The 26,528-nt window shown below is 70.8% G+C and carries 22 protein-coding genes; all 22 read right to left on the bottom strand.

The annotated features are described in order from the left end of the window. Window positions 1-122: 122 nt before the first annotated feature. On the bottom strand, window positions 123-2,585 hold the full coding sequence (locus QN152_08690; GenBank protein ID MDR7539587.1) for an adenosylcobalamin-dependent ribonucleoside-diphosphate reductase: 2,463 nt from the start codon (window positions 2,583-2,585) through the stop codon (window positions 123-125). A gap of 23 nt (window positions 2,586-2,608) precedes the next feature. After that, the gene (gene nrdR, locus QN152_08685) at window positions 2,609-3,130 is read right to left on the bottom strand and encodes a transcriptional regulator NrdR (protein MDR7539586.1); all 522 of its coding nucleotides are present in this window, start codon (window positions 3,128-3,130) and stop codon (window positions 2,609-2,611) included. A gap of 102 nt (window positions 3,131-3,232) precedes the next feature. Further along, the gene (locus QN152_08680) at window positions 3,233-4,384 is read right to left on the bottom strand and encodes an ABC transporter permease subunit (protein MDR7539585.1); all 1,152 of its coding nucleotides are present in this window, start codon (window positions 4,382-4,384) and stop codon (window positions 3,233-3,235) included. A gap of 28 nt (window positions 4,385-4,412) precedes the next feature. Beyond that, window positions 4,413-5,504: a site-2 protease family protein gene (locus tag QN152_08675; GenBank protein MDR7539584.1), complete on the bottom strand. Its 1,092-nt coding sequence runs from the start codon at window positions 5,502-5,504 to the stop codon at window positions 4,413-4,415. 101 nt (window positions 5,505-5,605) lie between these two features. After that, the gene (gene ftsZ, locus QN152_08670) at window positions 5,606-6,661 is read right to left on the bottom strand and encodes a cell division protein FtsZ (GenBank protein MDR7539583.1); all 1,056 of its coding nucleotides are present in this window, start codon (window positions 6,659-6,661) and stop codon (window positions 5,606-5,608) included. A gap of 123 nt (window positions 6,662-6,784) precedes the next feature. Then, window positions 6,785-8,026 (bottom strand): cell division protein FtsA, encoded by a 1,242-nt coding sequence (gene ftsA / locus QN152_08665; GenBank protein MDR7539582.1) that lies wholly within the window; start codon window positions 8,024-8,026, stop codon window positions 6,785-6,787. A 257-nt stretch (window positions 8,027-8,283) separates the two neighbouring features. Beyond that, entirely contained in the window at window positions 8,284-8,967 is a 684-nt protein-coding gene (locus QN152_08660; protein ID MDR7539581.1) for an FtsQ-type POTRA domain-containing protein, read from the bottom strand. A 19-nt stretch (window positions 8,968-8,986) separates the two neighbouring features. Then, window positions 8,987-9,901 carry a UDP-N-acetylmuramate dehydrogenase gene (gene murB / locus QN152_08655; protein ID MDR7539580.1) on the bottom strand — a complete coding sequence of 305 codons (915 nt, stop codon included), beginning with the start codon at window positions 9,899-9,901 and terminating at the stop codon, window positions 8,987-8,989. Next, a complete protein-coding gene (gene murC / locus QN152_08650; GenBank protein MDR7539579.1) occupies window positions 9,898-11,280 on the bottom strand; it encodes a UDP-N-acetylmuramate--L-alanine ligase in 1,383 nt (460 codons plus the stop codon). The genes murB and murC overlap by 4 nt, the downstream gene beginning before the upstream one ends. A 37-nt stretch (window positions 11,281-11,317) precedes the next feature. Further along, window positions 11,318-12,520: an undecaprenyldiphospho-muramoylpentapeptide beta-N-acetylglucosaminyltransferase gene (murG, locus tag QN152_08645; protein ID MDR7539578.1), complete on the bottom strand. Its 1,203-nt coding sequence runs from the start codon at window positions 12,518-12,520 to the stop codon at window positions 11,318-11,320. Next, window positions 12,521-13,666 carry a putative lipid II flippase FtsW gene (ftsW, locus tag QN152_08640; GenBank protein ID MDR7539577.1) on the bottom strand — a complete coding sequence of 382 codons (1,146 nt, stop codon included), beginning with the start codon at window positions 13,664-13,666 and terminating at the stop codon, window positions 12,521-12,523. Between the two features lie 27 nt (window positions 13,667-13,693). Further along, entirely contained in the window at window positions 13,694-15,157 is a 1,464-nt protein-coding gene (murD, locus tag QN152_08635; protein MDR7539576.1) for a UDP-N-acetylmuramoyl-L-alanine--D-glutamate ligase, read from the bottom strand. A gap of 35 nt (window positions 15,158-15,192) precedes the next feature. Continuing rightward, a complete protein-coding gene (mraY, locus tag QN152_08630; protein MDR7539575.1) occupies window positions 15,193-16,146 on the bottom strand; it encodes a phospho-N-acetylmuramoyl-pentapeptide-transferase in 954 nt (317 codons plus the stop codon). Window positions 16,147-16,151: 5 nt separating this feature from the next. Beyond that, window positions 16,152-17,567, bottom strand: coding sequence for a UDP-N-acetylmuramoyl-tripeptide--D-alanyl-D-alanine ligase (gene murF, locus QN152_08625; GenBank protein ID MDR7539574.1), 1,416 nt, complete (start codon window positions 17,565-17,567; stop codon window positions 16,152-16,154). Further along, window positions 17,564-19,081 carry a UDP-N-acetylmuramoyl-L-alanyl-D-glutamate--2,6-diaminopimelate ligase gene (locus QN152_08620; GenBank protein MDR7539573.1) on the bottom strand — a complete coding sequence of 506 codons (1,518 nt, stop codon included), beginning with the start codon at window positions 19,079-19,081 and terminating at the stop codon, window positions 17,564-17,566. The genes murF and QN152_08620 overlap by 4 nt, the downstream gene beginning before the upstream one ends. Next, a complete protein-coding gene (locus tag QN152_08615) occupies window positions 19,078-20,028 on the bottom strand; it encodes a fumarylacetoacetate hydrolase family protein (protein MDR7539572.1) in 951 nt (316 codons plus the stop codon). The genes QN152_08620 and QN152_08615 overlap by 4 nt, the downstream gene beginning before the upstream one ends. A 4-nt stretch (window positions 20,029-20,032) precedes the next feature. Next, complete coding sequence (locus QN152_08610) at window positions 20,033-21,307, bottom strand: MFS transporter (GenBank protein MDR7539571.1); 1,275 nt, start codon at window positions 21,305-21,307, stop codon at window positions 20,033-20,035. Beyond that, window positions 21,250-23,061 carry a penicillin-binding protein 2 gene (locus tag QN152_08605; GenBank protein MDR7539570.1) on the bottom strand — a complete coding sequence of 604 codons (1,812 nt, stop codon included), beginning with the start codon at window positions 23,059-23,061 and terminating at the stop codon, window positions 21,250-21,252. Before QN152_08605 ends, QN152_08610 begins: the two co-directional genes overlap by 58 nt. Next, on the bottom strand, window positions 23,058-23,519 hold the full coding sequence (locus QN152_08600; GenBank protein ID MDR7539569.1) for a cell division protein FtsL: 462 nt from the start codon (window positions 23,517-23,519) through the stop codon (window positions 23,058-23,060). The genes QN152_08605 and QN152_08600 overlap by 4 nt, the downstream gene beginning before the upstream one ends. 124 nt (window positions 23,520-23,643) lie before the next feature. Then, complete coding sequence (rsmH, locus tag QN152_08595) at window positions 23,644-24,600, bottom strand: 16S rRNA (cytosine(1402)-N(4))-methyltransferase RsmH (GenBank protein ID MDR7539568.1); 957 nt, start codon at window positions 24,598-24,600, stop codon at window positions 23,644-23,646. Between the two features lie 87 nt (window positions 24,601-24,687). Next, entirely contained in the window at window positions 24,688-25,107 is a 420-nt protein-coding gene (mraZ, locus tag QN152_08590) for a division/cell wall cluster transcriptional repressor MraZ (protein ID MDR7539567.1), read from the bottom strand. A 315-nt stretch (window positions 25,108-25,422) separates the two neighbouring features. After that, the gene (locus QN152_08585; GenBank protein MDR7539566.1) at window positions 25,423-26,115 is read right to left on the bottom strand and encodes a hypothetical protein; all 693 of its coding nucleotides are present in this window, start codon (window positions 26,113-26,115) and stop codon (window positions 25,423-25,425) included. Between the last annotated feature and the right edge of the window lie 413 nt (window positions 26,116-26,528).

Below are 26,528 nucleotides of genomic sequence, written 5' to 3'. Positions count from 1 at the left end.
ACAGTCTGTTGCGGAGGTCTGGTTCTTAGTGTAGCAGCAGGCGGGCACCATGGGACGCACTATAACCCTGCGGCCGTCCCCGGGGCCGCAGGCCCATCCTCCTCGATGCCGCTACGCCGCCATCAACACCGGGAGTAGCCACAGGAGCGGCAGGTGGCGCAGCCGTTCTCGTGGACCAGGGTCGCCCCGCAGTCGGGACAGATGCCCACAAACTCCAGGGGAAACGCGGCGCCGGCGATGGGCGTGGGCTCCTCGCCGTTGCGCTCAGAGGTGGAGACGCCGCCACCGCCCGGTTCCCCTGCCGGGCGGCTGCCGCGGTCGAAGGGCAGGCGCTCCTGCCGCGCCCGGCTCATCGGGTCGGGGAGGGCGTCGGCGCGGGGGAATTCCTTGTCCGGCCGGAAGCCCTCGCCGTAGAGTGCTCGCCCCAGCCCCAGGGCCACCGCCTGGGCGATGGTGGTCACGCGGACCACGGTGCCGTCGCTGCTGCGGTCCAGCGCCACCTCCTTGCTCTGCACCCGCCAGAGCTGTTCAATCACCTCGCGCGGGTCCACCCCGGCGCGCAGGGCCAGGGAGGCGAGGCGCCCGATGGCCTCCGCCTCCACGTCAAAGGAGTGGACGAAGACCTCACACACCCCCAGGTCGTCCTCGTTGACCACCACGTAGATTCGGCCGCGGGGCGTCTCGATGCGCTCCGTGCGGCCGCTGGTCACCTTGGGGCGGGGGCGCGGGGAGGGGCGGACGGGCGCGGGCGGCTGGCCCGCGGGGGCCTGGAAGGTGGCAGGTGTGGCTGTCATCCCCGACGCTCTGGCCTGCTCCTCGGTAATCAGGATCCCCTCGCGGCTGGACTCCCGGTACACCGTGATGCCCTTGGTCCCCAGCTTCCAGGCCAGGAAGTAGATGCGCTCCACCTCTTCCACGGGCACATCATGCGGCAGGTTGACCGTGCTGCTGATGGAGTGGTCGATGTGCTTCTGGATCGTGGCCTGCATCTTCACCCGCATGTCGGGCGCGATCTGATGGGCCGTCACGAAGAAGGGAGGCAGGTCCTCTTCCCGCTCGATCCCGAAGCGAGCCATGTACTCGCGGACGAGAGGGTGGTAGACCCTGAACACCTCTTGCGAGAGCGACTCGGAACGACGGACGTAGGAGAGGTCGAAGATGGGTTCGATGCCGCTGGTCACCCCGGCCAGGGCCGCCCCGCTACCCACCGGCGGTACCGTCAGCAGGGCCACGTTGCGCAGGCCGTGGGCCTGGATGCGCTCCAGCACCTCCGGTGCCAGCGTCCGCAGGAAGGGGGACTGGAAGTGCTGTAGCAGGTCGTAGGCGGGGAAGGGTCCCTTCTCCACGGCCAGGTTGACGCTCTCATCGTACACGACATTCTTAATCCGGTCAAAGAGCCGGTCGACGAAGTCGATGGCCTCCTCGGTGTCATACTTCAACCCCAGCTTGATCAGCATGTCCCCCAGGCCGGTGAAGCCCACGCCGATGCGGCGCGACCTCAGGCTGGCCTCCCGCTGCTGGGGGAGCGGGTGACGGTCGGCATTGTAGTCCAGCACGTTGTCCAGAAACCGCGTTGCCAGACGCAGAGCACGTTCCAGCGCATCCCAATCAATCCGCGCCTGAGGTGTGAACGCATCGGCAACAAACTGCGCCAGCGAAAGGTTCCCCAGATCACAGTTGCCATAGGGTTCAAGCGGTATCTCCGAGCAGGGATTGGTGGTAATCACGCCCATGCCGTTGTACTCACTGGTAGACCACCGCTTCACCGTGTCCCAGAAGATCACACCGGGCTCCGCATGATCCCGTGCGCCTTTGATCAGCTCATGCCACAGGTCGCGGGCGCGAATGGTCCGTCTCACCTGCACGCGTTCATTCTCGAAGACCAGATCCCACGTGGCATCTTCCTGCACCGCCCGCATGAACGCATCGGAGACACGCACGCTGATATTTGCGTAGCGCACTTTGTCCAGGTTACGCTTGATTCTGACGAAGTCCAGCACATCCGGATGATTGTCAGCAATGGTAATCATCAGCGCACCACGTCGACCGCTCTGACCAATGGTGCCCGTGGTCAAGGACATGAGTTCCATGAATGACACCGCTCCGGTGGACGACCGTGCGGCGTTGTTCACAGGAGACCCTCTGGGGCGCAGGATGGAAATATCCCCTCCTACGCCTCCGCCGAACGAGTACGTCCGCGCGGCCTCCCTGAGCCAGTCGAAGATGGCCTCAAGGGAGTCTTCACGGAACGGCAGGACATAGCAGTTGCTGAGGGTGACCCGCTTGGGATTTCCCGCACCGTGCATGATCCTCCCGCCGGGGATGAAGCGGAAGTCCTCCAGCAGCCAGTAGAACTTCTCCTCCCACTCCGCCCGCTTCTCCGGGGGCTCCACCGAGGCCAGCTCCCGGGCGATGCGCCGCCACATCTCCGGAGGCGTCTTCTCCAGTAGCCGCCCTTCGGGGTCGCGCAGGGCGTACTTGTCGTGGAAGACGCGCGCGCGCAGCTCGTCGCCCCCAAAGTAAGCCAGGGTCTCCGGCGGCAGGTCGGTGGCAGCGGCGTGACGGGTAGAAAGAGCGGCCTCCATGGCATTCACCCCCCTGGGCGTGATTACCGCTGTTCGGTGCCGTTGGGCAGTGGGATCAGGGGAACCTGCGCGCGGCCAGCGGCCTCGCGCGCCTTGCGGGCCTTGAGCGTTTCGATCTCCTCCACCAGGGTGTCCACGTCCTGGAAGCGTCGGTGCTCCGAGGCGAATCGCACATAGGCCACGTCGTCCAGGTGACGCAGCCGCTCCATCACCATCTCCCCGATCTGCACGCTGGGGACCTCGCGGTCACCGCGGTTGCGGATCTCCCGCTCGACGGTCTGGACCAGCGTCTCCAGCGCCTCCATGGAGATGGGCCGCTTCCCCGCCGCCTTCACCAGCCCGGCCAGGATCTTGTCGCGGTTGAACGGCTCACGCCGACCGTCGCGCTTGACCACCATCAGGGGGACGTGGTCCACCCGCTCGTAGGTGGTGAAGCGGCGGCCGCAACCCAGGCATTCTCGCCGACGCCGGATGGCCACCCCGTCCTCTACGGGCCGGGAGTCCAGGACCTTGCTCTCCTCGTGTTCGCAGTACGGACAGCGCATTTTGGCCAGGTCCGCGGTCGAAGCTAGCGGCAGACGGTGACGCAAGAGCCATAGTACATCTCAAGATATTGTGGGTCAAGGGCTTTTTTGTACCAGATATTGTTACCCCGCCACCATCCTTTCCCGCCTGTACACCCAGGCGCCGAGGAGCAGGACGGCCCCGGTGGCCGCGAGGAGAACAAGAACCCCCAGCACCAGCTCCGGGAGGCCGGCACCGTCCAGCAGCAGGGCACGGAGGAGGAAGGCCCCGTTCAGGCCGGGCAGGGCGTAGACCCAGGTCCGCTGGCCCCACTCGGGCAGGATCTGGGCGAGCAGGACGCTGCCCACCGCCAGCAGGTAGACCGGGGTGAAGAGCTGCTGGGCTTCGCGCACGCTGCGGGCGGCCAGGCTGAGCAGGAGCTGCAGGGCGCTGAGGAAGGCGGCGAAGGCCAGCCCGGCACCCAGGAGCGCCCCGGCGGCCGAGGCCGGGAGGGCGGCAGAAGCGGCGGAGGTGAGGCGCAGGGAGAGCAGGACGGTGGCCACCACCAGCACCACCGAAGCCGTAGCCAGGACGAAGACCGCGCCGAACTTCCCCAGGACGAGCGCCAGGCGGTCCGGCGGGGCGAGCAGCAGCGCGGGGAGCGTCCCCCGCTCCCGCTCCCCCGCCCCCAGGTCAAGGGCCGCGTACTGGCCGCCCAGCAGCATCCACACGGTCATGAAGAACGGCAGGACCAGGGCCAGCTGCCTCCCTCCCGCCCGGCCCGGCGGCGTCACGCTGGCGTACTCCACCTGCAGGGGCAGCAGTTGTTCCGGGCGGACTGCGCGGCGAACTAGCTCCGCCTCTACGTACGCCAGGCTGAACTCGGCCAGCGCCCGGTCGATCTTCTGCCTGGCCAGGAGCGAGGCCACCGAGCCTTCGTCGTAGAGGACCCGCAGGCGGACCGGCTCCCCCGGGGGCCCCGGAGTCGCCTCCAGCACTGCGTGCACGGCCCCGCGGCGCAGCGCCGCCTCCGCCGCGGGGACAGCCACCACCTCGATCCAACCCCGGGCTGCCGCGGTCTCCAGCCAGGCACGCAGGGACTCGCCTCCCACCACGGCCACGCGGGAGGGGGTATGACGCAGCCGCGTCTCTTCGCGCACCGCCAGGGCGGGCAGCCCCAGGGCCACGGCGGGCATGACCACCACCGGCAGCAGCACCGCGAGCAGCAGAGTACGCCGGTCCCGGGCCGTCTCCAGCAGCTCCTTGCGGAGCACTGCCCAGGCCACCCGGATCACCGGGATGCCCCTCTGGGGGTTCTTGGCCTCAGGGAACGGGGCGGACGGCCCACAGCGGCACCGCGCTCACCGCGAAGATCCCGACAAGCAGGCATCCCATCAGGATCCGCGAGGGGGCCAGCGGTGTCAGGTCGTCCAGAGGCCCGGGGTGGCCGCGTGCGTTGAAGAAGAGGATGAGGACGGCCATGGGGACATACCCCAGGGCCAGGGCCACCGCCACTGCCACGTAGGAGACGATCCGGTGGCGCTCCGGCCCCAGCGCCGCGCGCACGGCGTGGCCGCCGTCCAGCATACTGGCCGGCAGGAGGTTGAGGCTGGTTACCAGCAGGCCGATCCACCCGGCCCAGTAGGTGGGATGGCCCAGGATGATGCTCCCCTGCGGGGCGTCGAGGAGCACCCGGCTCAACCACCGCACCAGCAGCGGGTCGGGGATGCTCACCAGCGGGCCGGAGAGCGCCTCCAGGACGAAGGAGTGCTTGATGCCGTAGATGAGGACCGGGATGGCCACCAGGAACCCCGCCAGCGGGCCAGAGGCGCCCAGGTCCATCAGGCCGTTGCGGTCCGGCGCCGGGGAACGCGTCAGGATCACGGCGCCAAGCGTGCCGATGGGCAGCACGGTGGGCAGTGGCGGCATGGGGATGAAGTAGGGCAGGCTGGCCCGGATGCCCCGCAGCATGGAGGCCACCTTATGCCCCATCTCGTGGGTGAACAGGATGGCCATCAGGGGCAGGGAGAACGCCAGGGCGGCCCTGGTGGCGTCACCCATCAGCCCCTCCCGCACCAGGAAGGCTGCCTGCTGGTAGCCGGCGTAGAAGGTCGTACCCAGCGTCGCCAGCAGGAGGAGCAGGTTGACGCCCCAGCGGGTGCGCAGAGGCGGGGGCTCCGGCAGGAGGATGACCAGATCTCGACCGCGGCGGCGTCGCAGCGCCGGTACCAGGCGCAGTGGCTCCAGCCGGCGGCGCAGGGCGGCGAAGGCGAACTGCACGTCCTGGGGCCGGCGGATGACAAAGGCGGGCCGGTCCCCCTCGAAGAGGATGTCCTCCACGGGGAAGGATGCCGCCACCAGGCGGGCTAGCTCCTGGGCCTGGGGGGAAAGGTCCTCGGGCAGTGTGGCGCTCACGGACGAATTCCAGCATAGACGGGCGGCAGGGGATTGTCACCGGTCCGGCCCGGTGAGTGATGCGAACCGCCTGCCCCCCTGACCAGCTGGCAGCGTTGTGCTTAGCGGCGGCGCAGGAAGGCAGGGATGTCCAGGTCGTCGATCACCTTCACCGGCTCCTTCAGCCTGAGCGGCTCCTCCGGCTGCCCGTTCCCCTCCGGACGCGCCCCGTCGAAGCCCGTGGCGATGACCGTGATGCGGATCTCCCCGTCGGCCTTGTCGTCGATGACCGCCCCGAAGATGATGTTGGCGTCCGGGTCGGCCGCATCCTTGACGATCTGCGCCGCCTCCGAGACCTCCACCAATCCCAGGTCCAGCCCGCCGGTGACGTTGATGAGCACGCCACGGGCGCCGTTCATGGAGGTCTCCAGCAGCGGGCTGCTCACCGCCGCCTGGGCCGCGCGCAGGGCGCGGTCCTCGCCGCTGGCCACACCGATGCCGATGAGCGCCGAGCCGGCTTCCGCCATCACCGCGCGTACGTCAGCAAAGTCCAGGTTGATCAGGCCGGGGACGGTGATCAGGTCGGCGATTCCCTGCACCCCCTGCCGCAGCACGTCGTCGGCGACGCGGAACGCCTCGACGATGGTGACGGAGCGATCCACGATCTGCAGGAGGCGGTCATTGGGGATGGTGATCAGCGTGTTCACCTTCTGCTTGAGGTTGCGCGCGCCTTCCTCCGCAGTGGTCTGGCGGCGTCGTCCCTCAAAGGAGAAGGGCTTGGTCACCACGCCGATGGTCAGCGCCCCCAGGTCGCGGGCGAGCTCGGCGATAACGGGCGCGCCCCCGGTTCCGGTCCCTCCGCCCATGCCCGCGGTGATGAAGACCATGTCCGCACCCTCCAGGGCCTCGGCAAGGTCCTCCTTGCTCTCTTCCGCGGCCTGGCGGCCCACGGTGGGGTCGCCGCCGGCCCCCAGTCCCTTGGTCGTCTTGGCGCCGATGTGGATCTTCCGGTCGGCGTTGGAGAGCGCCAGAGCCTGGGCGTCGGTGTTGACGGCGATAAACTCCACCCCGCGCAGGCCGGCATGAATCATGCGGTTGACGGCATTGCTCCCCCCGCCGCCTACCCCTACCACCTTGATGGCCGCGTAGCGGCGCAGATCGCGCTCGGTGTGTCCCATAGCCTCTCCTCCCCAGCCCACCCCGCGAATTGGCTACCGCGCTGCCCGTGGTCCCCCGCCACACTCCCCTCGGGAGCGGGCGAGGTGGGTCCGGGGGCCCCGGGCACTCCTCGGTCTCTGGCCCTAGGCGCCCTGGAGGACGGCGCGAAAGATGCCGCGCAGCCACCCCATGGCCCCTCTGCTCCCGTTGCCCTGCCGCAGTAGACGCATTCCGCTGCGCTCCCGCGCCCCGATCTGCACCAGCCCCACCGCCGTGCTGTATATGGGGCTGTGCACCGCCTCCGTCACCCCGCTGACGTGCTCCGGCGCGCCGACCCGCGCTGGCAGCTCCAGAGCCTCGGCGGCATACGGGGCGATCCCCGCCAGCAGCGCGGTGCCGCCGGTGAGCACCACGCCCCCCGGCACCAGGTGGGCGTAGCCGCTGCGCCGCAGCTCCGCCCGCAGCAGGCCCATGATCTCCGCCACCCGCGGCTCGATGATCTCGCAGAGCAGGCGCCGAGGCAGGATCCGCGGGGTTCGGTCTCCCACGGTCACCACCTCGATCAGCTCCCCCTCGGCCGCCATGTGCGGTGAGGCAGCGCCAGTGCGGACCTTCAGCTTCTCCGCCTCGCTGATGGGCGTGCGCAGGCCGACGGCAATGTCGTTGGTCAGGTGGGTCCCCCCCACCGGGAGGATGGCGCTGTGACAGAGTCCCCCGCCAACGAAGACGCCGATGCTGGTGGTGCCCCCGCCGATGTCCGCCAGCACGGTTCCCAGCTCCCGCTCGGCGGGGGTGAGGACCGCCTCCGCTGAGGCCAGCGGCTCCAGGACCAGCGCCTCCACCTCCAGGCTGGCTTCCTGCACACACTTGGCCACGTTGGCCAAGATCGTGGCCAGGCCCGTGACGATGTGCGCCTCAACCTCGAGCCGGGCACCAAACATGCCCACGGGGTTGCGCACGCCGTCCTGGCCGTCCACGACGAAGTCCCGCGGCAACAGGTGGATCAGGTCGCGGTCGGAGGGAGGCAGCGCGTTCATCCGCGCCGCCTCCACCACCCGGGTGACGTCTCCCGCCTCGATCTCGTGGTCGCTGCGGGCGACGGCGACAATGCCGCGGGAGTTGGCCGAGGCGATATGTTCCCCTGAGACGGAGACGAAGGCGGCGCTTAAGCGGGCACCAGCCATGCGCTCCGCGCGCTCCACCGCCTCCTCGATGGCCTTGATGGTGGCGTCCAGGTCGACGACGACGCCTTTGCGCAGGCCCAAAGAGGGAGAGGTCCCCATCCCCACGATGCGGACCTCTCCCTCTTCATCCACCTCGCCTGCAAGAGCGCAGACCTTGGTGGTGCCAATATCGAGACCAGCGACCAGGCCCTTCTTCGGCACAGGTGCGACTCCAGGTCCGTATCAGGTCCGTCGTCTCCGGGCCGGGCCCCTCCCCGCCCCGGATGGGCACGATGTCGCCCCGACGCCCCTGGGGCGTCGATCAAATTTTACTTCAACGCTTCCTCCGGCGACTCCTCCTCTCTCCTGCGGCGCCTCCTCCTCCCCGGCTGGCTCCGCCGCGACGCCGTCCAGGCAAACTGGTCCTCTACCCAGTGGGCAAGCGCCCGGTGTGCCCCTCCGGGAGGTACGCCCACACCTCAGGGCGCGCGGCGCGGCTTGACGAAGGCCTGATCGGGCAGGCTCAGGTCGACGTACTCCAGGTCTTGCCATCCCGCCCGAAGCGTGCGCAGGATTTCTGGGCTGTCGGCCAGGCGCTGCCGCAGCCCGCGCAGGGGTCCGGCGCGGACCTCCAGGCCGTCCACCGTATACAGGAAGACCTCCTGCCTCCGCGTCACCTGCAGGTGTGCCACCAGGTCACGCAGGCCCTGCGGCAGGTGGGGAAGCAGGCGCAGCCCGGCGCGCACCGCCGCCGAGGGGATCTCCTCTCCCGGGGCAACCCAGGGAGGCGTGCTGCCCCGCTCGGAGACCAACAGCAGCTCCGGACGCGACGCCCGCACCTCCAGCACCACGCCGGCAGCATCCACGACGGCGTAGCCGGATGCAGCGGGGACGGCGGCGACGGGGGTCCGTTCGCGGATCTGGATGAGGATCCCATGCGGCGGGCGGGCGCGGACCCGCGCCGCGGCGATCCAGGGGTGGCGCGCCAGCCGCTCCGCCACCTCCTGGGCGTCGACGGTGAAGATGGAGCGCGAACCCGGCACCAGCCCGGAGGCAGCGCGCACCGCGTCAGCGGAAAGCCGCTGCGCGCCTTCCACCTCAATGTGCCGCAGCGTGAACAGGGCCGAGCCGGGCAGGCTGGCCGCCACCAGGAGGCCGATCATCAGCAGGACGAAACGCAGGTTAGAACTCCCCCAGCAACCTGATCTCCAGCTCCAGCTCCACGCCGGCGCAGCGGCGTACGCGCTCCCGCACCTGCTCGATCAGCGCCAGCACCTGAGCAGCGGTGGCTCGGTGACGGTTGACGATGTAGTTGGCGTGGACCTGTGAGACCACCGCGTCGCCCACGGCCAGACCCTTCGCCCCGGCGGCGTCGATCAGCCGTCCGGCGTGGTCTCCCTCAGGGTTACGGAAGACGCACCCGGAACTGGGTGGGCCGATGGGTTGGGTGGCGCTGCGCTGTGCCAGCCAGGCGTCCATGCGCCGCTGTACCTCGGCGGCCGGAGCCGGGGTCAGCCGCAGCTGCGCCTCCAGCACCACCGCCGGGCGATGCTGCAGCACCGAGGTCCGGTAGGCGTACCCCAGCTCGGCAGCAGACAGCATCTCCTCTCCCCGGGGGCTCACCACCCGTACCCGCTCCACGACCTCGCTCATGGCATGCCCGTGGGCTCCGGCGTTCATCACTACCGCTCCGCCCACCGAGGCGGGAATGCCAGCGGCGAACTCCAGGCCGGCGAGGCCGCGCCGCGCCGCCGCCTGCGCCAGGTGCGGCAGCCCGTGACCGGCCTCAGCCTCCACCTGCGCCCCGGCAAATCGGACCCCGTCGACCCCCTTTCCCACCTTGATGACGACCCCGCGCACCCCCGCGTCCGCCACCAGGACGTTGGATCCCTGCCCCAGGGTGACGAAGGGGACTCCGCGAGCGAAGAGGAACGTGGCCACCTCCCGCAGCTCTTCCAGGCTACGGGGGATCACCAGGAGGTCGGCCGGGCCACCGATGCGCATGGAGACATGCTTCCACAGGGGCTCGCCGGGACGCACATCCCTCGCCCGCTGCCGCAGCTCCGCTTCGAGAGTGACCGTGCCTGGTCGCGTCACGGCCACACCCGGGCGCGCAGCCGCTCCAGAAGGCGGTCCGCCGCCGTCCCGATGTCCCCCGCGCCCATCGTCAGCACCAGGTCGCCGGGCCGGGCGCGTCGCGCAACCTGCTCGACCGCCTCCTCCGCTGACGGGACGAAGTCCACGGGCCGGTGCCGCCGCACCGCGTCCACGATCAGGGCGGCGCTGACTCCGGGGATGGGCTCCTCGTCGGCGGGGTAAATCTCCGTGATCACCACCTGGTCGGCGTCGCGGAAGGCATCGGCGAACTGCGCGTAGGTGGCCCGCGTCCGCGTGTAGCGGTGCGGCTGGAAGAGGGCCACCACCCGCCGTCCCGGCCAGCACTCCCGGGCCGCCCGCAGCACGGCCGCCACCTTCACCGGGTTGTGGGCGTAGTCGTCCACGACCAGGACGCCGTCCGCTTCCCCGCGGATCTCGAAGCGGCGGTGCACGCCGCGAAAGGCGGCCAGCGCCGCAGCGATGGTGTGGAAGGAAACGCCCACCTGCAGGCCCACCGCCACGGCCCCCAGGGCGTTGGCCACGTTGTACCGCCCGGGGACCTGCAGGCTCAGCCTGCCCAACCGTCTTCCCCGGCGCCGCAGCACGGCGCGGCTGGCCGGGCCGCGCAGCTCCTCAACCTCCGCCGCCAGCTCGGCTCCTCCTCCCAGCCCGTAGGTGACCACCGGGACGCGCGGCACCGAGGCCATGCGGGCGGCGATGGGGTGGTCGGCGCTGATCACGGCGAAGCCGTCCGCCTTGATCCCCTCCAGGAACCGGCGGAAGGTCCGCTCCAGGTGCTCGGGCGACCCGTAGAAGTCGGCGTGGTCGGTGAGGTCCAGGCTGGTCACCACCGCCGCCCACGGCGCCACGTGGAGCAGCGAGCCGTCGCTCTCGTCCACCTCCGCCACCATCCAGGGCGAGGTGCCCACCCGCGCGTTGCCCCCAAGCGTCACCACGTCGGCGCCGATCAGCGCAGTGGGGTCCAGACCGCCGGCGACCAGCACCGCCGCCGCCATGGCCGTGGTGGTGGTCTTGCCGTGCGTCCCGGCCACCGCGATGGAGCGGGCGTCACGCATCAGGCGGCCGAGCAGCTCAGCGCGGTGCCAGACCGGGAGGCCGCGCCCCTGCGCCGCCAGGAGCTCCACGCTCTCCGCCCGCACCGCCCGCGAAGCCACTACCAGGTCCACCCCCTGCAGGTGAGCGGGGCTGTGGCCGATGCGCACCACCGCTCCACGGGCCTGCAGTCGCCGGGTAGCCTCGGAGGCCCGGATGTCACATCCGGAGACGGCGGCGCCGCGTGCCAGCAACACCTCGGCCAGGGCGCTCATCCCCGTACCGCCGATGCCCACGAAGTGGACGTGCTGCTGCTCGTCGATCATGCGGTCTTGCCCACCTGACGCACGGCACCCACCAGGGTTACCCGGGCAGCCGCGTCGCTGGCAGCACCCGCCCGGAGCGCCTGCCGGAGGACCCCGGGGCCCCTGAGGAAGCGGCAGGCTCAAGCGGCGACCGTCCCGTGGCGGCCAGCAGGAGGTCGAGGACGCGGGCCGCGGCGGCGGGACGGCCCAGGCGACGGCTGGCTTCCGCCATGGCCCGCAGGCGCACCCTGTCGTGGACCAGCCCACGGATGTGCTCCTGCAGGCGCAGCCCCGTCAGCTCTGCATCAGGAATGACCTCGGCCGCGCCTGCCGCGGCCAGCCGGCTGGCGTTGGCGTCCTGGTGCCGGCCCGCTGCATGGGGATAAGGGACCACGATGGCGGGCAGCCCCCAGGCCGTGACCTCGGCCAGGGTGGAGGCGCCCGCCCGGCAGACCACCAGGTCAGCGGCGGCGTAGGCGTCGCCCATCTCCTCGATGAACGCCAGGGGGATCTGCCGGATGACCGGGGGGCCCACGTGCTCTCGGTGCCCGATCTCCCGTCGCACCCACTCCAGGTGGTCGCCGCCCGTCTGGTGCAGGATCTGGATCGGCTCGTACATCATCAGCGTAGCGGCCTCGCCCACCGCGCGGTTGAGGCGCACCGCCCCCTGACTGCCACCCAGCACCAGGACGGTAAAGCGCCCGGAGTCGAGGCCAAACCTGCGCCGGGCGCGGTCCCGCTCTCCACGCAGGACGCTGGGACGCACGGGCACGCCGGTGACGACGGTGCGGCCCGCGGGGAATCCGGGCACCTGGGCCGGGACGGAAATTGCCCTGGCCCAGCGGGCAAGCCAGGTGTTGACCAGGCCGGGGAGCATGTTCTGCTCCTGCAGCACCAGGGGGATGCCTAGGAGAAGCGCCGCCAGGCCTACGGGAGCGGCGGCGTACCCGCCGGTGGCCAGCACCGCATCCGGCGAAAAGCGCCGCAGGCGGCCAAGTGCCTGCAGCGTCCCCGCAGCGTTCACCCCCAGCGACCAGATAGCAGCGGGGCCCACCCGCCGCGGCAGCGGGCGGGAGGCCACCCGGACGAAGGCCCACCCGGCCGGGCCCAGCACGCGCGCCTCCAGCCGCGCCCCGCCCATGAACAGGATCCGGGCGGCAAGGCGTGCCTGTGCCACCTCGGCCACGGCGATCCCCGGGTAGAGGTGACCTCCCGTCCCCCCGCCAGCGATGACCAGCCGCAGGTCCCCCGCGGTGCCCACTCACTCCACCTCCCTGGCCGGATGCCATGGGAGCGCCTTCGGGCTGCGACGGGCACCGTACTGGGAGATGTTCAACAGGATCCCCGCCCCCAGGCAGGTCATCAGCAGAGAGGAGCCGCCAAAGCTTACAAACGGCAGAGGGACGCCAGTGACCGGGAGGATTCCCGCCGTCACCCCGATGTTGGCCGCTGCCTGCCCTACGATGCTGGTGGTAATCCCGGCGGCGAGCAGCGCCCCGTACCGGTCCGGTGCCGAGCGGGCGATGCGCAGCCCCCTGTAGGCGATGAAAGCAAACAGGCCAATCACCGCCGCCGCCCCCACTAGTCCCAGCTCCTCCCCCAGGATGGCAAAGACGAAGTCGGTGTGCCGCTCCGGGAGGTAGAAGTACTTCTGCCGGCTCGCACCTAGTCCCACTCCCAGGAGCCCACCCGACCCCAACGCCAGAAGCGACTGGATGACGTGGAAGCCGCTCCCTCGGGGGTCACGCCAGGGATTGAGGAAGGCCATGAGCCGGCGCACGCGGTAGGGCTCCAGCACGGTCACGGCCGCCAGGACGGGGAGCCCGGCCAGAAATGCGCCTCCCAGGTGCCACAGGCTGGCGCCCCCTACGAAGAGCATCGCACCGGCGATCCCCACCAGGAGCAGGGCTGTCCCCATGTCGGGCTGGGCAGCCACAAGGAGGAACAGCGTGGCTGTGACCAGAACCGGGGGGCGCAGGACGCGGAACTGACGGATGGCGGCCCCCCGGGTGTCCAGATAGCTGGCCAGGTAGAGGATGAGGATGAGCTTGGCCGCCTCCGCCGGCTGGAAGGTCGCCGGCCCCAGCACCAGCCAGCGCCGCGCTCCGCCCGCTTCCCGCCCCACCCCCGGAAGCAACACCACCGCCAGAGCCAGCAACCCCACAAGCAGCAGCCCCGGGGTTAGCTGCCGCAGGCGCGGGTAGTGGACGGTCAGCGTCACGTACATGGCGCCCAGCCCCAGAGCAGCCCACAGCAGCTGCCGCTTCAGAAAGAAAGCAGGGTCCCCGAACCACTCCAGAGCGACGATGGCACTGGAGCTGTAGATCATGACGATACCCATACCGATCAGGGCGACGGTGGCGGAGAAGAGGTAGACGTCCGGGAAACGGCGCGGTACGGCGTCCATGAGAGGTCAGCGGTATTCAGTTGGTGCTTACTTGGCCCCGGCCGTGGCAAACTCCTCCGCCAGGGCGCGGAAGCGGTCCCCCCGCTGGCGGTAGTCGGCGAACTGGTCGAAGGACTCACACCCCGGAGAGAGCAGGACCGCCTCCCCGGGCCGGGCCAGACGTGCCGCTTCCGCCATCGCCGCCTCCAGCGTTCCGGCAATGACCGCGGGCGGACGCGGCGGAGGAAGCGCTTCCACCGCGTAGGCCAGCGCCCGGGCCGTGGAGCCAATGAGGAAGACCGCGCGGCAGCGCCCTGAGGCAACGAGCGCATCGGTCATGGGCCGGAAGTCCTCGGGGACGGCGCCCCGGCGGAAGCCCCCGGCGATGAGGAAGAAGGGCCGGTCCAGGCTGCGGATGGCCGCAGCCGCAGCCGTGGGGTTGGTCGCCAGCGAGTCCTCGTAGAAGGCGATCCCGCGGTACTCCCCCACCCGGCGAAACCGGTACGGGAGGCCGCGGAACTCTCGCAGGACGCCTGCCATGATCCCGGGGGGCACGCCGATGATGGCCGCGGCGGCGCAGGCGGCCAGGGCGTTCTCCACCATGGCCCCCCCGGGGAGGAGAAGCTCGGCGGCCGGCAGGATCGCCGGCGCGCCCCCGCCGGCCAGCCGCAGCACCTCTCCGTCGAGGTACGCTCCCTGGGGCACGGCTCCCCCGGCGCTGAACCACCAGACCTGCCCGCGGGCCTCTTGGGCCATGGCCGCCGTCAGCGGGTTGTCACGGTTCAGGACGGCGTGGTCCCCGTGCTCCTGGTAGCGGATCAGCGTGGCCTTCACCTGCGTGTACGCCTCCATGGTCCCGTGGTCGTCCAGGTGATGGGGCACCACGTTGGTGACGACCCCGATGTGCGGGCTGCGATCCAGGTCCACCAGTTGCCGGTTGCTGATCTCCAGCACCAGCCAGGCCCGGGGGGTGATCCGGTCCAGGAAGTAGAGCATGGGCACGTGGCTGCGGTCGTTGCCGGAGCAGAAGACAGTCCACCCGGCCGCCCGCAACATCTCAGAGATCAGGGTGACGACGGTGAACTTGCCGTTGGTCCCGGTAACCCCGATGATGGGGCAGGGACAGGTCTGGAAGAAGAGGCGGGTCATAGAGGTGAAGGGCACGCCCTGGGCCCGCAGCGCGTGCAGGGGGGCATTCTCCGGATGGCGGAACCAGGACTGTGGTACCACTATCAGGTCCGCCTCCTCGATCCCTGCCAGGTAGTCGTCGCGGTAGCGGATCCGCACCGGGGAGTCCAGAAATCGGGCCAGCGCCCCCTGCCGCCCCTCGGGAGGGAGCCACTGGTGCGTCCGATAGAAGGTCTCCGCAAATTGCTCGGAGGACGCACTGAGGTCGTGCCCGGTGATGGTGGTGACGCCGTGGGAAAGCAGGAAGTCGATCACTGCAGACCCCTCGGTGCCCGCAGCCCCAATCACGTGGATGGCCTTCCCGCGCAGCCCAAGGGCGTCCACCTGCCTCTCCCTCCTCGACCAGTCCCGCCTACCGCTCAGAAAACTACCAGCAGCCCCGCCAGCGCGGCCAGGACGGCCAGCAGCCAGAAACGGGTCACCGTCTGAGGCTCCGTCCACCCGGCCAGCTCGAAATGGTGGTGCAGCGGGCTCATGCGGAAGATGCGCCGCCCGCCGGTGGCCTTGAAGTAGGCCACCTGGGCCAGCACGGAAAGCGCCTCGGCCACAAACACCGCCCCGACCACGACCAGCACCAGCTCCGTCTTCGTCAGGATGGCCAGTCCTGCCAGCCCCGCCCCCAGCGCGTTGCTCCCCGCGTCTCCCATGAACACCTGGGCGGGATGGGCGTTGAACCAGAGGAACCCGATGCACGCGCCGGCCAGGCCCGCCGCCAGCAGCCCCAGGCCGGGCTGCCTCAGGTGAAAGGCGATGGCCGCGTAGGCTCCAGCCGCGATGGCGCATAGGCCCGCCGCCAGCCCGTCCAGCCCGTCAGCCAGGTTTACCGCGTTCACGAAGCCCAGGATGAAGGCCATGCCGAAGGGCACGTAGATCCACCCCAGCTCCACCCTGCCCGTCCAGGGGAGGGCCAGGGTGGACCCGTCCGCCACAAAGCGGCTCACGTACAGGACCGCCCCGGCGGCCAGCAGCCCCTGCGCGGCCAGGCGCTCCCGGGCGCGCAAGCCCAGGTTGCGTCCGCGGCGCACCTTGAGGACGTCGTCCAGCAGGCCGATACCGCCGAATCCCAGCATCATCAGAAGCACCAGCGCCACCGCAGGCGTGGGCGGGGCGGCCGCCAACGTGCCGAGGACCGCCGCCCCCACCAGCAGGAGCCCGCCGAGCGTAGGCGTCCCAGCCTTGTCGCGGTGACGCGCCGGGGCGTCTTCCCGGATGGCCTGGCGAACGTTCCACGCGGCCAGCCCGGCGATCACCCTGCGTCCGCCCAGAAGGACGAGCGCGGCGGCCAGGACCGCGGCCAGTGCCGCCCGCTCCACGCCGGTCACCTTCGGAGCAGGGAGGTCGCCAGGTCGCGCAACGCCTCCACCACCGCTTCCAGGGCCATCGCTCGCGACCCCTTCACCAGGATGACGTCACCGGGGCGGAGCAGCGCAGGCAGGAGTGCCACCGCCGCCTCGCGGTCGGGAAAGTGGAAGACCTCGGATCCCGTCACCTGCCGCGCGCCCTCCGCCAGCGCGCTGGCCTCGGGGCCGACAGTCAGGATCAGCGCCGTTCCCCGTCGAGCCGCCTCCAGACCGATCTCCCGGTGCAGGCGGGGCGATTCGTCACCCAGCTCCCGCATGTCCCCCAGGATGGCCACGCGGCGGCGCCCTCCCGCCAGTCCTTCCAGAACCTCCAGCGCGGCACGCACCGAGCGCGGGCTGGCGTTGTAGGTATCGTTGATGATGAGGAGATCCCCCACCTCCTCCACTTGCAGGCGCCGGGATGGCTGCGGGGCCCGTTCCAGCCCAGCACGCAGGGCATCGATGGGCACACCCAGGACGGTACCGACCGCTGCTGCCGCAAGAGCGTTGCCCACGTTGTGCCGCCCGGGCAGCGGCAGGTGGACCTCCGCGGTCTCCGTCCCCACGACCAGGCGGAAGGTGCATCCCCGGCCGGCCGCCACCACCTGCTCCGCGCGCACCTCTGCCTCCGGCGACAGTCCGAACCGGAGGATGCGGCAGGGGGCCAGAGCGGTCAGGTAGCCAGTCCAGGGATCGTCGGCGTTCAGGACGGCGGTGCCCTCCGGCGGCAGGCCTTCCACCAGCTCGGCCTTGGCCCGGGCGATGCGCTCCACGGATCCCAGCAGCCCCAGGTGGGTCTCCCCGACGTTGGTGACGACGCCGATGCGCGGTCTGGCCATCTCCACGAGCTCGCGGATCTGCCCCAGGCCACGCATCGCCATCTCCGCCACCACCACCTCGGTGTCTCCCGTGGCCCGCAGGAGGGTAAGCGGGACGCCGATCTCCGCGTTCCAGGTCTCCTGGGAGCATACCACCCGGTAGCGCTGCGCCAGCACCGCAGCCGCCAGCGCCACCACCGTGGTCTTGCCCACGCTGCCGGTGACACCGACAACCTGTGCCGCCAGCTCCCGCCGGTAGCGCGCGGCGATGGCCCCCAGGGCGCGCAGGGTGTCGCCGACCAGCAGGACCGGGACCCCAGGCTTCGGTTCCTCGGGGAGCACTGCGGCCACCACCCCCACCGCCCCGCGGGCCGCCGCAGCGCCGATGAAGCGGTGGCCGTCGGTCCGGGGCCCGCGCAGGGCCACAAAGAGGTCGCCCGGCTGCACGGTGCGGCTGTCGGTGGAGACCCCGCGCACCGTACGGACCTGCAGGTCGCGCTCGACCCCGGGAGGATAAACACGCGCCCCCACAGCGCGCGCCAGCTCGGCCAGGGAGAGGGTCACCGGCCGGGTCATGGCGCCGCGCACCCCCGCCGGGCCCGCAGGGCCTCGCGGGCGACGACCCGGTCGTCGAAGGGGTGTCGCACCCCCAGGACCTCCTGGGTGGTTTCGTGCCCCTTCCCCGCAATGATCACCACATCCCCCGTGGTGGCGGTGGAGACGGCGCAGTGAATCGCCGCGCGGCGGTCCGGTTCAACCGCCACTCGGGCGCGGCGCAGCCCCTCTCCCGTTGCCCGCACGCCCTGGAGGATCTCCTCAATGATCGCCCGGGGCTCTTCGCTGCGCGGGTTGTCCGAGGTGACGACGGCGAAGTCCGCCAGCTCCGCGGCCAGCCGCCCCATCAGGGGCCGCTTGGCCCGGTCGCGGTCGCCGCCGCAGCCGAACACCACAATGACCCTTCCGCGCGTGATCTGCCGCGCCGTGCGCAGCACGTTCTCCAGGCCGTCGGGCGTGTGGGCGTAGTCCACGATGACGGCGAAGTCCTGCCCTTCCCGCACCGGCTCGAAACGACCGGGGACCCCGCGCACCGTCTCCAGCGCCGCCGCCCCGACCTCCAGCGGGATCTCCAGGGCCAGCCCGGTGGCCAGCGCGGCCAGGGCGTTGGCCACGTTGAAGGCGCCGCCGATGGGCAGCCGGACCGGACAGGAGCCCTGCGATGTGGTGGCGCGGAAGGTGCATCCCTCCAGGCCCAGCACCACTTCCTCCGCCCACAGGTCCACCCCGGGAGGAGCAGAGAGCCACCCGCGTTGCCCGGCGTAGCGGCGCACCGGAGCCCGGCTGGCCCGGGCCATCTCCTCCCCCGCAGGATCGTCGGCATTGATCACGCTCCACCCCCGGGGGTCCACCAGGGCAAAGAGCCGGCGCTTCGCCTCCAGGTAGGCCTCCCACGTGCCGTGGAAGTCCAGGTGGTCGGGTGTCAGGTTGGTGAAGACCGCGACCCGGAAGCGGGTCCCGTGCACCCGATGCAACGCCAGCGCGTGGGAGGCCACCTCCATGGCCACGTGGGTCACCCCCTGGTCGCGCAGGCCGGCCAGCAGGCGCTGCAGGTCGGGCGCCTCCGGCGTGGTGCGGTCGGTCTCCACGAACCCCCCGGGGGTCCACGCTCCCATGGTCCCGATGATGGCGCTGCGGTAGCCGGCTCCCTTGAGGATCGCGTCGATGAAGAACGTGGTCACCCCTTTGCCGTTAGTGCCGGTGACTCCAATGACGGTCAACGCTTCCGCGGGGTGGCCGTAGAAGGCGGCGGCCAGCGCGCCCAGGGCGGCGCGGGTGTCGGCCACCAGTATCTGCGGAACCTGAAGCGGCGCTGCCACCGGCTGCTGCACCAGCAACGCAACAGCACCCCGGCGCAGGGCCTCCGGGACGAATGCGTGGCCGTCGTGGCGGGTACCGTGGATGGCGGCAAAGAGAAACCCGGGCTGCACCCGGTTGGAGTGATAGGCGATCCCCGTAATAGTCCGCCGCACATCCCCCCTGACGGTACACCCGGGGAGGGCGGCCAGGAGAGCGGAAAGGGGGACACTCTTCACAGCTTCTCCCTCACCATGCGCTCCGCCTGACCCGGCGCCGCCTGCACCGGGTTGCGCAGAACCCCGATACCCTCCACTTCAACCTCTACCACGTCGCCAACCTGCAGGTAGCGCGGCGGCTGAAACCCCATCCCCACGCCACCCGGTGTGCCCGTGGCGATCAGGTCCCCGGGCTCCAGGGTCATCCCCCGCGAGAGGTCCGCAATCAGCGCCTCAAGTGGAAAGATCATCTCGGCGGTGGAGGCCTCCTGGCGTAGCTCACCGTTGACCCGCGCCCGCACCATCAGCCGCTGCGGTTGCGGCAGCGCCGAGCGGTGCACCACCCAGGGGCCCAGGGGAGCGAAGGTGTCCAGGCTCTTGCCCTTGAACCACTGGCCGCGCTCACGCTGCAGGTCGCGGGCAGTTACGTCGTTCATCACCGTGTACCCGAAGACGTACTCCAGCGCGTGCTCCCGCGGTATGTTCCGCCCCCGCCGCCCTATCACCACTACCAGCTCCACCTCGTAGTCCAGGGCCCGGGTGGCAGCAGGGTAGAGGATGGGGGCGAAGGGCCCGATGACAGCGGTGGGCGGCTTGGTGAACCACACGGGCTGCTGGGGAGGAGGGACTGCGGCTTCGCGGATGTGCGCCGGGTAATTGCGGCCGACGCAGAAGATGTTCTTGCGCGGCCGGGGGATGGGGGCCATCAGGGTCACCGCGCGCAGCGGGCGGGCCAGCGCGCGCCGGCTGGCTGGGGGCAATGCGCGGACCAGCGCCAGCAGCCGCCGTACTAGCACCACCGAGCTGCGCTCGATGAAGCTCACCAGGTCGGTGGGGATGGCCCCCTGCGGCGTCTTCCCCTCTTGCCGCACCAGGCGCCGGTACAGCGCCGGGAGATCGTAGACCAGCTCGTCGACCAGGACGCCCAGGCGGGGCCCCTGGGCGCCGGCGTAGGTCAGGAACAGCATGCACTCACCTCCAGGCCCGGGCCCGCTCGCGGCGCGCCGCCTGCTGGGTGGCCCAGACGGCGGCGGCGAGCGCGCCCATCACCACCGCACCGGAGCCGAAAGCCGCCCCTTCCCCCGCCGCCTGCAGGGTACCGTTACCCCAGACCGGACCGACGGTGCGCCCCAGGCTCTCCAGCGCGCTGGCTACCCCCTGCACCCGTCCCTGCGTCTGGGGATCGGCGGTGCGGCTGAGCAGGCTGGTGAGCGAGGGGATCGCCAGAGCGATGCCCGTTCCGGCGGGCAGCAGACCCAGGAGGAGCACTCCCAGCGTGTGACTGGCCGCGGCGGTACCCAGGCCCACAGCGGCCAGGAGGAGCCCCAGGGCCAGCGCCCGCCACTCTCCCAGGAGTCGTACCACCGGACCCACGAAGCCCACCTGCACCACCACGCCGAGTGCGCTCACCCCGGCCAGCAGCGCTCCGGTCTGGGGCACGCCGAAGCCAAACCGGCGGGCGCCGAAGAGGGCGAAAGTCGTCTGGTAGATGGCCTGCGCGGACCAGAAGGTCAGATCGATGAACAGGAGGGGACCCAGGCGGGGATGGCGCAACAGCCCGGGGAGGGCCCGCCAGGGTGCGCCCCGACCCGCCGCCACCCGATGCACCGTCTCGGGAAGCCAGCGCCAGGCCAGGCCAGCCGCGCCAAGGGCCAGCGCCGCTGCAGCCCACGCCGGGGCGCTGTAACCGATGTGCCCCAGCCCTGCCGCCAGCGCCGGCCCCAGGATGAACCCCAGCCCGAAGGCTGCGCCGATCAACCCAAACCCCCGCGCCCGGTCCTCCTCTCGGGTGATGTCCCCGATATAGGCCCGTGCGGTGGAAATGTTGCCCCCGGAGAGGCCGTCGACAATGCGCGCCAGGAAGAGCACGGCGACACTGCGGGCCACCGCCAGGAGGGTGAAGCTGGCCGCTGTCCCCAGCAGGCTGAGCAGCAGCACCGGCCGGCGGCCCCAGCGGTCGGAGAGGTCCCCCAGGATGGGCCCGGCCACCAGTTGCGCCAGCGAGAACGAGGCGAACAGCAACCCGATGACCAGGGGCGAAGCGCCCAGCGCCTGGCTGTAGAAGGGCAGCAGCGGGATGATGATGCCAAAGCCGATGAGGTTGACCAGGATGGTCAGGAAGATGACCAGCAGCGGCCGGTTCACCCGACCATTATAGACCGGTGCCGCGCGACCACGGCACGCCCCGGTCAGGGCGCGCTCGGCGGGAGGGGCGCCGATGCGCTTGGCGGCACGCGCAGGTACCACAGCGCCGCCTCAACGATGGCGCGGAAGACCGGCGCGGCCACGGCACCCCCGAAGTAGGCGCCCCGGGGCTCCTCCAGCACCACCAGGACGGCCAGCCGGGGATGGGGAACGGGAGCGAACCCAAGGAACGAGCTGATGTAGCGGCCTGCGAAGTAGCCGCCCTGCGGCGCCGGAATCTGCGCCGTCCCCGTCTTCCCCGCGACCACATAGCCCGGAACGGCCGCCAGCTTCCCCGTGCCGTCCTCTACCACACGGATCATCATTCTCAACACCGCCGCAGCCACCTCCGCGGCGATGACGCGACGTCCGGGAGGGGTGCCTACGGCCTGCAGCAACCGTCCCTCGCGGTCACGCACCATGCGTACTACGTGCGGCCGTACCAGCACGCCGCCGTTGGCCAGCGCGGAGGCCGCCACCAGCAGCTGCAGCGGCGTGGCGGAGATCCCCTGCCCGAAGCCGATGGTCTGCAGGCTCGGCCCCAGCCACTCCTGGGGCGGGCGGATGATCCCGGGGGCTTCCCCGGGCAGGTCAATGCCCGTGGCCGTGCCGAAGCCGAAGCGGCGGATGTAGTCGTAAAACGTCTGCCTGCCCAGCCGGGCCGCCACCTGAGCGGCCCCCACGTTGGATGAATGACGGATGATGTCGGTCAGGGTCTGGGTCGTGGTGCAGGACCGGTGGACGTCACGGATGCGGTGCGCCCCCACCTGCAGGAAGGGCGGACAGTCGAACCGGTCCGCCAGCGTCACCCGGCCCGCGTCCAGGGCTGCGGCCACCGTGATCACCTTGAAGGTCGACCCGGGCTCGTACACCTCGCTGATAGGCCGGTTGACCCAGCGCTGGGGAGGGACCCGCTGGAAGGCGCCCGGATCGAAGGACGGCACCGCCGCCAGCGCCAGCACCTCCCCCGTCCGCGGGTCGATGGCCAGGACCGTGCCCCGCGCTGCGCCGCTTTCCTGCACCCCCTTCTGCAGCTCCCGCTCGGCAATGTGCTGTACCACTTGGTCAATGGTCAGCACCAGGTCGGCCCCATCCATCGGGGGTGCAGCCAGCCGCTGGGTCTCCACCAGAGGTCGGCCCACCGCATCCCGGCCCGTCACCACCTTTCCCGGGTGTCCCCGCAGGGTGGCATCGTAGGCCAGTTCCACGCCGGCCAACCCTTGATTGTCCACGCCGACAAATCCCAGGAGGTGTGCGGCCAGCGTACCGTTGGGATAGGCGCGCCGCTCCTCGCGCAGGAACCCCACCTGTCCCTCCAGCCGCAGGGCGCGCAGCGCCGCTGCCATCTGGGGGCTGACCTTGCGCCTCAGCCACGCGAAGTACAGACCGGGTTCCAGCCTCCGCTCGACCTCCTGCGGATCCAGCTGCAGCAGCGGCGCCACACGACGGGCGAAGGCCCGCGCATCGGGGATGGCCCGGGGGACGGCGAAGACCGACTCCGCTTCCACGTTGGTCACCAGGGGGCGTCCGGTACGGTCGAAGATCCGGCCACGCTGGCTGGGCAGGGAAAAGGCTTCCAGCTGCTGGTTGAGCGCCAGCCGCTGCAGGTACCCGGCCTGAGTGCCCTGGATGTAGATGAGGCGGCCAAGCAGCAGGCCCTGGGCGAAAAGGAGGAGGACGAAGAGCACCAGGATGCGACGCCGTACGGCCTGCTGCAACTGCGCGGCCGTTACAGGGGGACGTCGCGGGGACGGGGCAGCACGCGGCCGGGCGCGCTGCAGACGCAGACGCGACCGCCCGGTGGGGCGTCGCGTCATCGCTCCAGCTCGCGTGCCTGGGCTTCGCCGAACCCTAGCCACGCTCCCAGGCGCTCAGCCAGGGAGCGTGGCGGCGCCGGGGAGGCGACGACGGCCGGAGCCGTGGTGATGGCGGCGAGCTGGCGCTGGCGGGGCGGCACCATGCCAAGCTCTCTCATGGCGATGCGCTCGATCCGCTGCGGCGACCTCAGGACGGAGACGGTGGCCTGTAGGCGCGCGTGCTCGCTCTCCAGACGGGCGAGCTCGCGCTGGAGTCGGAGGATGGTGTAACCGGTCGCCGCCGCCTCTGTACGCTGGTAGACGTAGAGGAGCGCGGGAAGGATCGCCAGGGCCGCCACCACCATGGCTGCGGCCATCGGATTTCGCCGGAACCGGCGGCGCGGGGTGGGCCGCTCCCGCAGCCGCCGGTCCGGCACGACCACAGGGTAGACGCGGGCGCGGCGCTGCGTAGCCATCATGGCTGCACCGCCCGGGCACGCGTGTGAGGACAGCGGGCGGGCGCTCGGCTGCCGGAGGTGCTCAGGCCGAAGGTCTGATGCAATGCTGCGAATGGAGGCGCGAAGACCGAGCACCCGCCCTCACCTATGAACCGTGCGTCGTCTGGCCGACCCGCTCCACGGCGCGCAGCTTGGCGCTCCGGGCGCGGGGATTGCGTGCAACTTCCTCCGCGGAGGGCACCACCGGGCGGCGCGTCAGCAGGCGCACCCGGGGTGCCGCCACCGTCCTGCGGCAGAGCGTGCGGGTGGAGGGCCCAGGTCCGGAGGGGTACTCACGGGAGAGGCACAGGAAGGTGTGTTTTACGGTGCGGTCTTCCAGGGAGTGGAAGGTGATTACGCAGAGTCGCCCTCCCTCCCTGAGGCCCTCCACCACGTCTGGCAGTGCGTCCTTCAGGTCGTCCAGCTCGTGATTTACGGCGATGCGCAGCGCCAGGAAAGTTCGCGTGGCCGGGTGAATCCTCCGCGGGTGGTGACGGCGGGGGATGGTCCGCGCCACCAGGTCCGCCAGCTCCGTTGTGGTGTGCAGCGGGCGGGCACGGACGATGGCCCGAGCGATACGCCCCGCCCACCGTTCCTCTCCGTACTCCCGCAGGATCCGCCGCACCTCCTCCTCCGGAAGCCGGTTGAGCAGCTCCGCCGCCGTCTCGCCTGCGGAGCGGTCCATGCGCATGTCCAGCGGACCCGACGCCTGGAAGGAGAACCCCCGCGCCGGGTCGCCGAGCTGCAGCGATGATACCCCCAGGTCCATGACCACTCCGTCCACCGCTTCCAAGCCCAGCTCCTCCAGGACCTGACGTAGGCGGGTGAAGTTGGCGTGCACCAACGTCACCGCAGTGCCGAATCGCGCCAGCCGCTGCCGGGCCACCGCCAGGGCCTCGGAGTCGCGATCAAGCCCGATCAGCCGGCCTCCTGGAGCGATGCGCTCCAGGATGGCCTCGGCATGGCCGCCCGCCCCCACCGTGGCGTCGACATATGTCCCGCCCGGTCGGGGGGCCAGCAGGCCCAGCGTCTCTTCCAGCAGGACGGGGATGTGCGTGGCCATCCGCCTCTGCCCCTGCTCCCCGCCCTTCTGCATTCCCCGCGGTCCCACCCCGGACCGCGTCTCTCCGGGTGCCGCCCCGGGCCGCGCCTAGAGGCTGACGTCGATCTTTTCCGCGATCTCCACAGCCTGACGCTGGATCCGGGTCACGACCTCCTTCCACCGCGCCTCGCTCCAGATCTCAAGGCGGGTGCCCATGCCCGTCACCACCACTTCCCGGTCGATCGCCGCATACTCCCGCAGCGTCTCCGGAAGGGTGATCCGGCCCTGCCGGTCCACCTCCACATCCCGCGCCGCGGCGAAGAGGAAGCGCTGAAAATCCCGCTCCCGCAGTGGCAGCCCGCGCAGCACCCTCTCTACGCCCGCCCACCCTTTCTTGGAGTACACCCAGATGCAGTGGTCGAACCCCCGCGTGACGATGACCGTCGCCCCCAGCTCGCGGCGGAACGGAGGCGGGAGCACGACCCGTCCCTTCTCGTCCAGGGTGTAGCGGAACTCGCCACGGAGCATCCCCACTATTCCCCACTTTACTCCACTAACCTCCCACGTTCTCCGCCTCGGCGCAAAGTCCTTCCCGGTGGCGCACGAATTTTTGGATCGAGCGCGAAAACCCCGATGCGGCGCGGATCTGCGCCCGCCGGTCTCCGGCGGCCATCTCCCTCCACCGGCCGACGCGCTGACCACTAGCGGTGGGGGGATACCTCACGTGCGACTACAAAATGGGGAAAATAGGGACCGGAGAGCCGGCGGAGAAGAGTCCGACCGAGGAGAGACGACCGGCAGCAGGCCCCGGGGCCGCCGCCCAGACTGCGGCTCCGGACGCCGCTACCTGGCCGGGAGGAGCTCCTCCGCGCCGAGGAGGGGGGCCCCCGGCCACCACCCCTGCTCAGGGAGCAGCGGCGCCCGCGCCCCGGACCGACGGCCGGCGTTTGCGCACGCCTCCCGGGGCAAGGGTGTGGCGGCAATCAGGAGCCCCCCATCGTCCAGTGGGTCAATCAGATACACCGGCGCCATGAGCAGGCGGCTGGCGCCGATCGCGGTGACCCGATCTCCTCCTACCAGGGTGAGCCAGGCGGGAAGGCCATGCACCCGCCGCTCCCCCGGGTCGGGGTGGGCCGCAGAGTTGCGGTCCACCGGGAGGCTGGGCGCACCCGGGCTATTCTTGCGGTCTCTAACGTTCCCGTAGTCTTTGGCCTTGGCGCGGCCTCCGACGTTCGCGTCACCTTTGTCGTTGGCGTGACTCCACTCATCTCCGGCATGCTCATCGAACACGCCCGCCAGAGGGTGCAGGACATCGCTGAGCGCCCGCACCAGGTGGATAAAGGCCAGCGCCTCCGCCGGCGAGGTCAGTGCCGGTCCGTAGAGGTGGACGGAGGGCAGCCTGTGCGCGAAGACGCTGTGGAGGAGGCGCCGGGGAACGGTGCCCGCCCGGCGCAGCAGCTCGATCTCATGGCCGTGCGCCAGGTACTCCACCACCAGCGACTCACTCCGCCGCCCCACTACCCTGGCCGTGGCCATCCCGGTGGCCCTGAACCAGATCGGGGTATAGGCCGGACCGGCCGACCGAAGGACGGCCAGCAGGTCCCAGGCATCAGAGGGAGCAGGCGGTTGGCGCAGCCACAGCGTACCGGCAATCACCCGCGGGGGGCCTTGTTGCCCTCTTGCAGACCGGCGTCGGAGCACCTGCGTGGAAGCCTCTCTGCCTGAGGATGTCGCCCGGAAGGATAACCGTCGTCTCTCTCAGCACCCTCTCACCGCGACGCCTGGTGAAGGAAACAGCGGGGCAAAGGAGCGGGGTTCGGTTATGGTATTGAGGGATCCGGAGGGGCCTACCACGGGCGATGCAGAGGCTCGGCCCCCTCTCGTCCAGTCGAGAGATGGCAGGCCCGCTCTGTCATCGCAGTACCCCCGGCGCCTGCAGGAAGCCAGAA

It is taken from the genome of Armatimonadota bacterium (assembly GCA_031459715.1).
In the GTDB taxonomy this organism is placed as follows: domain Bacteria; phylum Sysuimicrobiota; class Sysuimicrobiia; order Sysuimicrobiales; family Humicultoraceae; genus Humicultor; species Humicultor tengchongensis.
Note: the sequence above shows the minus strand (reverse complement) of the source record. Positions and strands in the feature narration are given on the sequence as shown.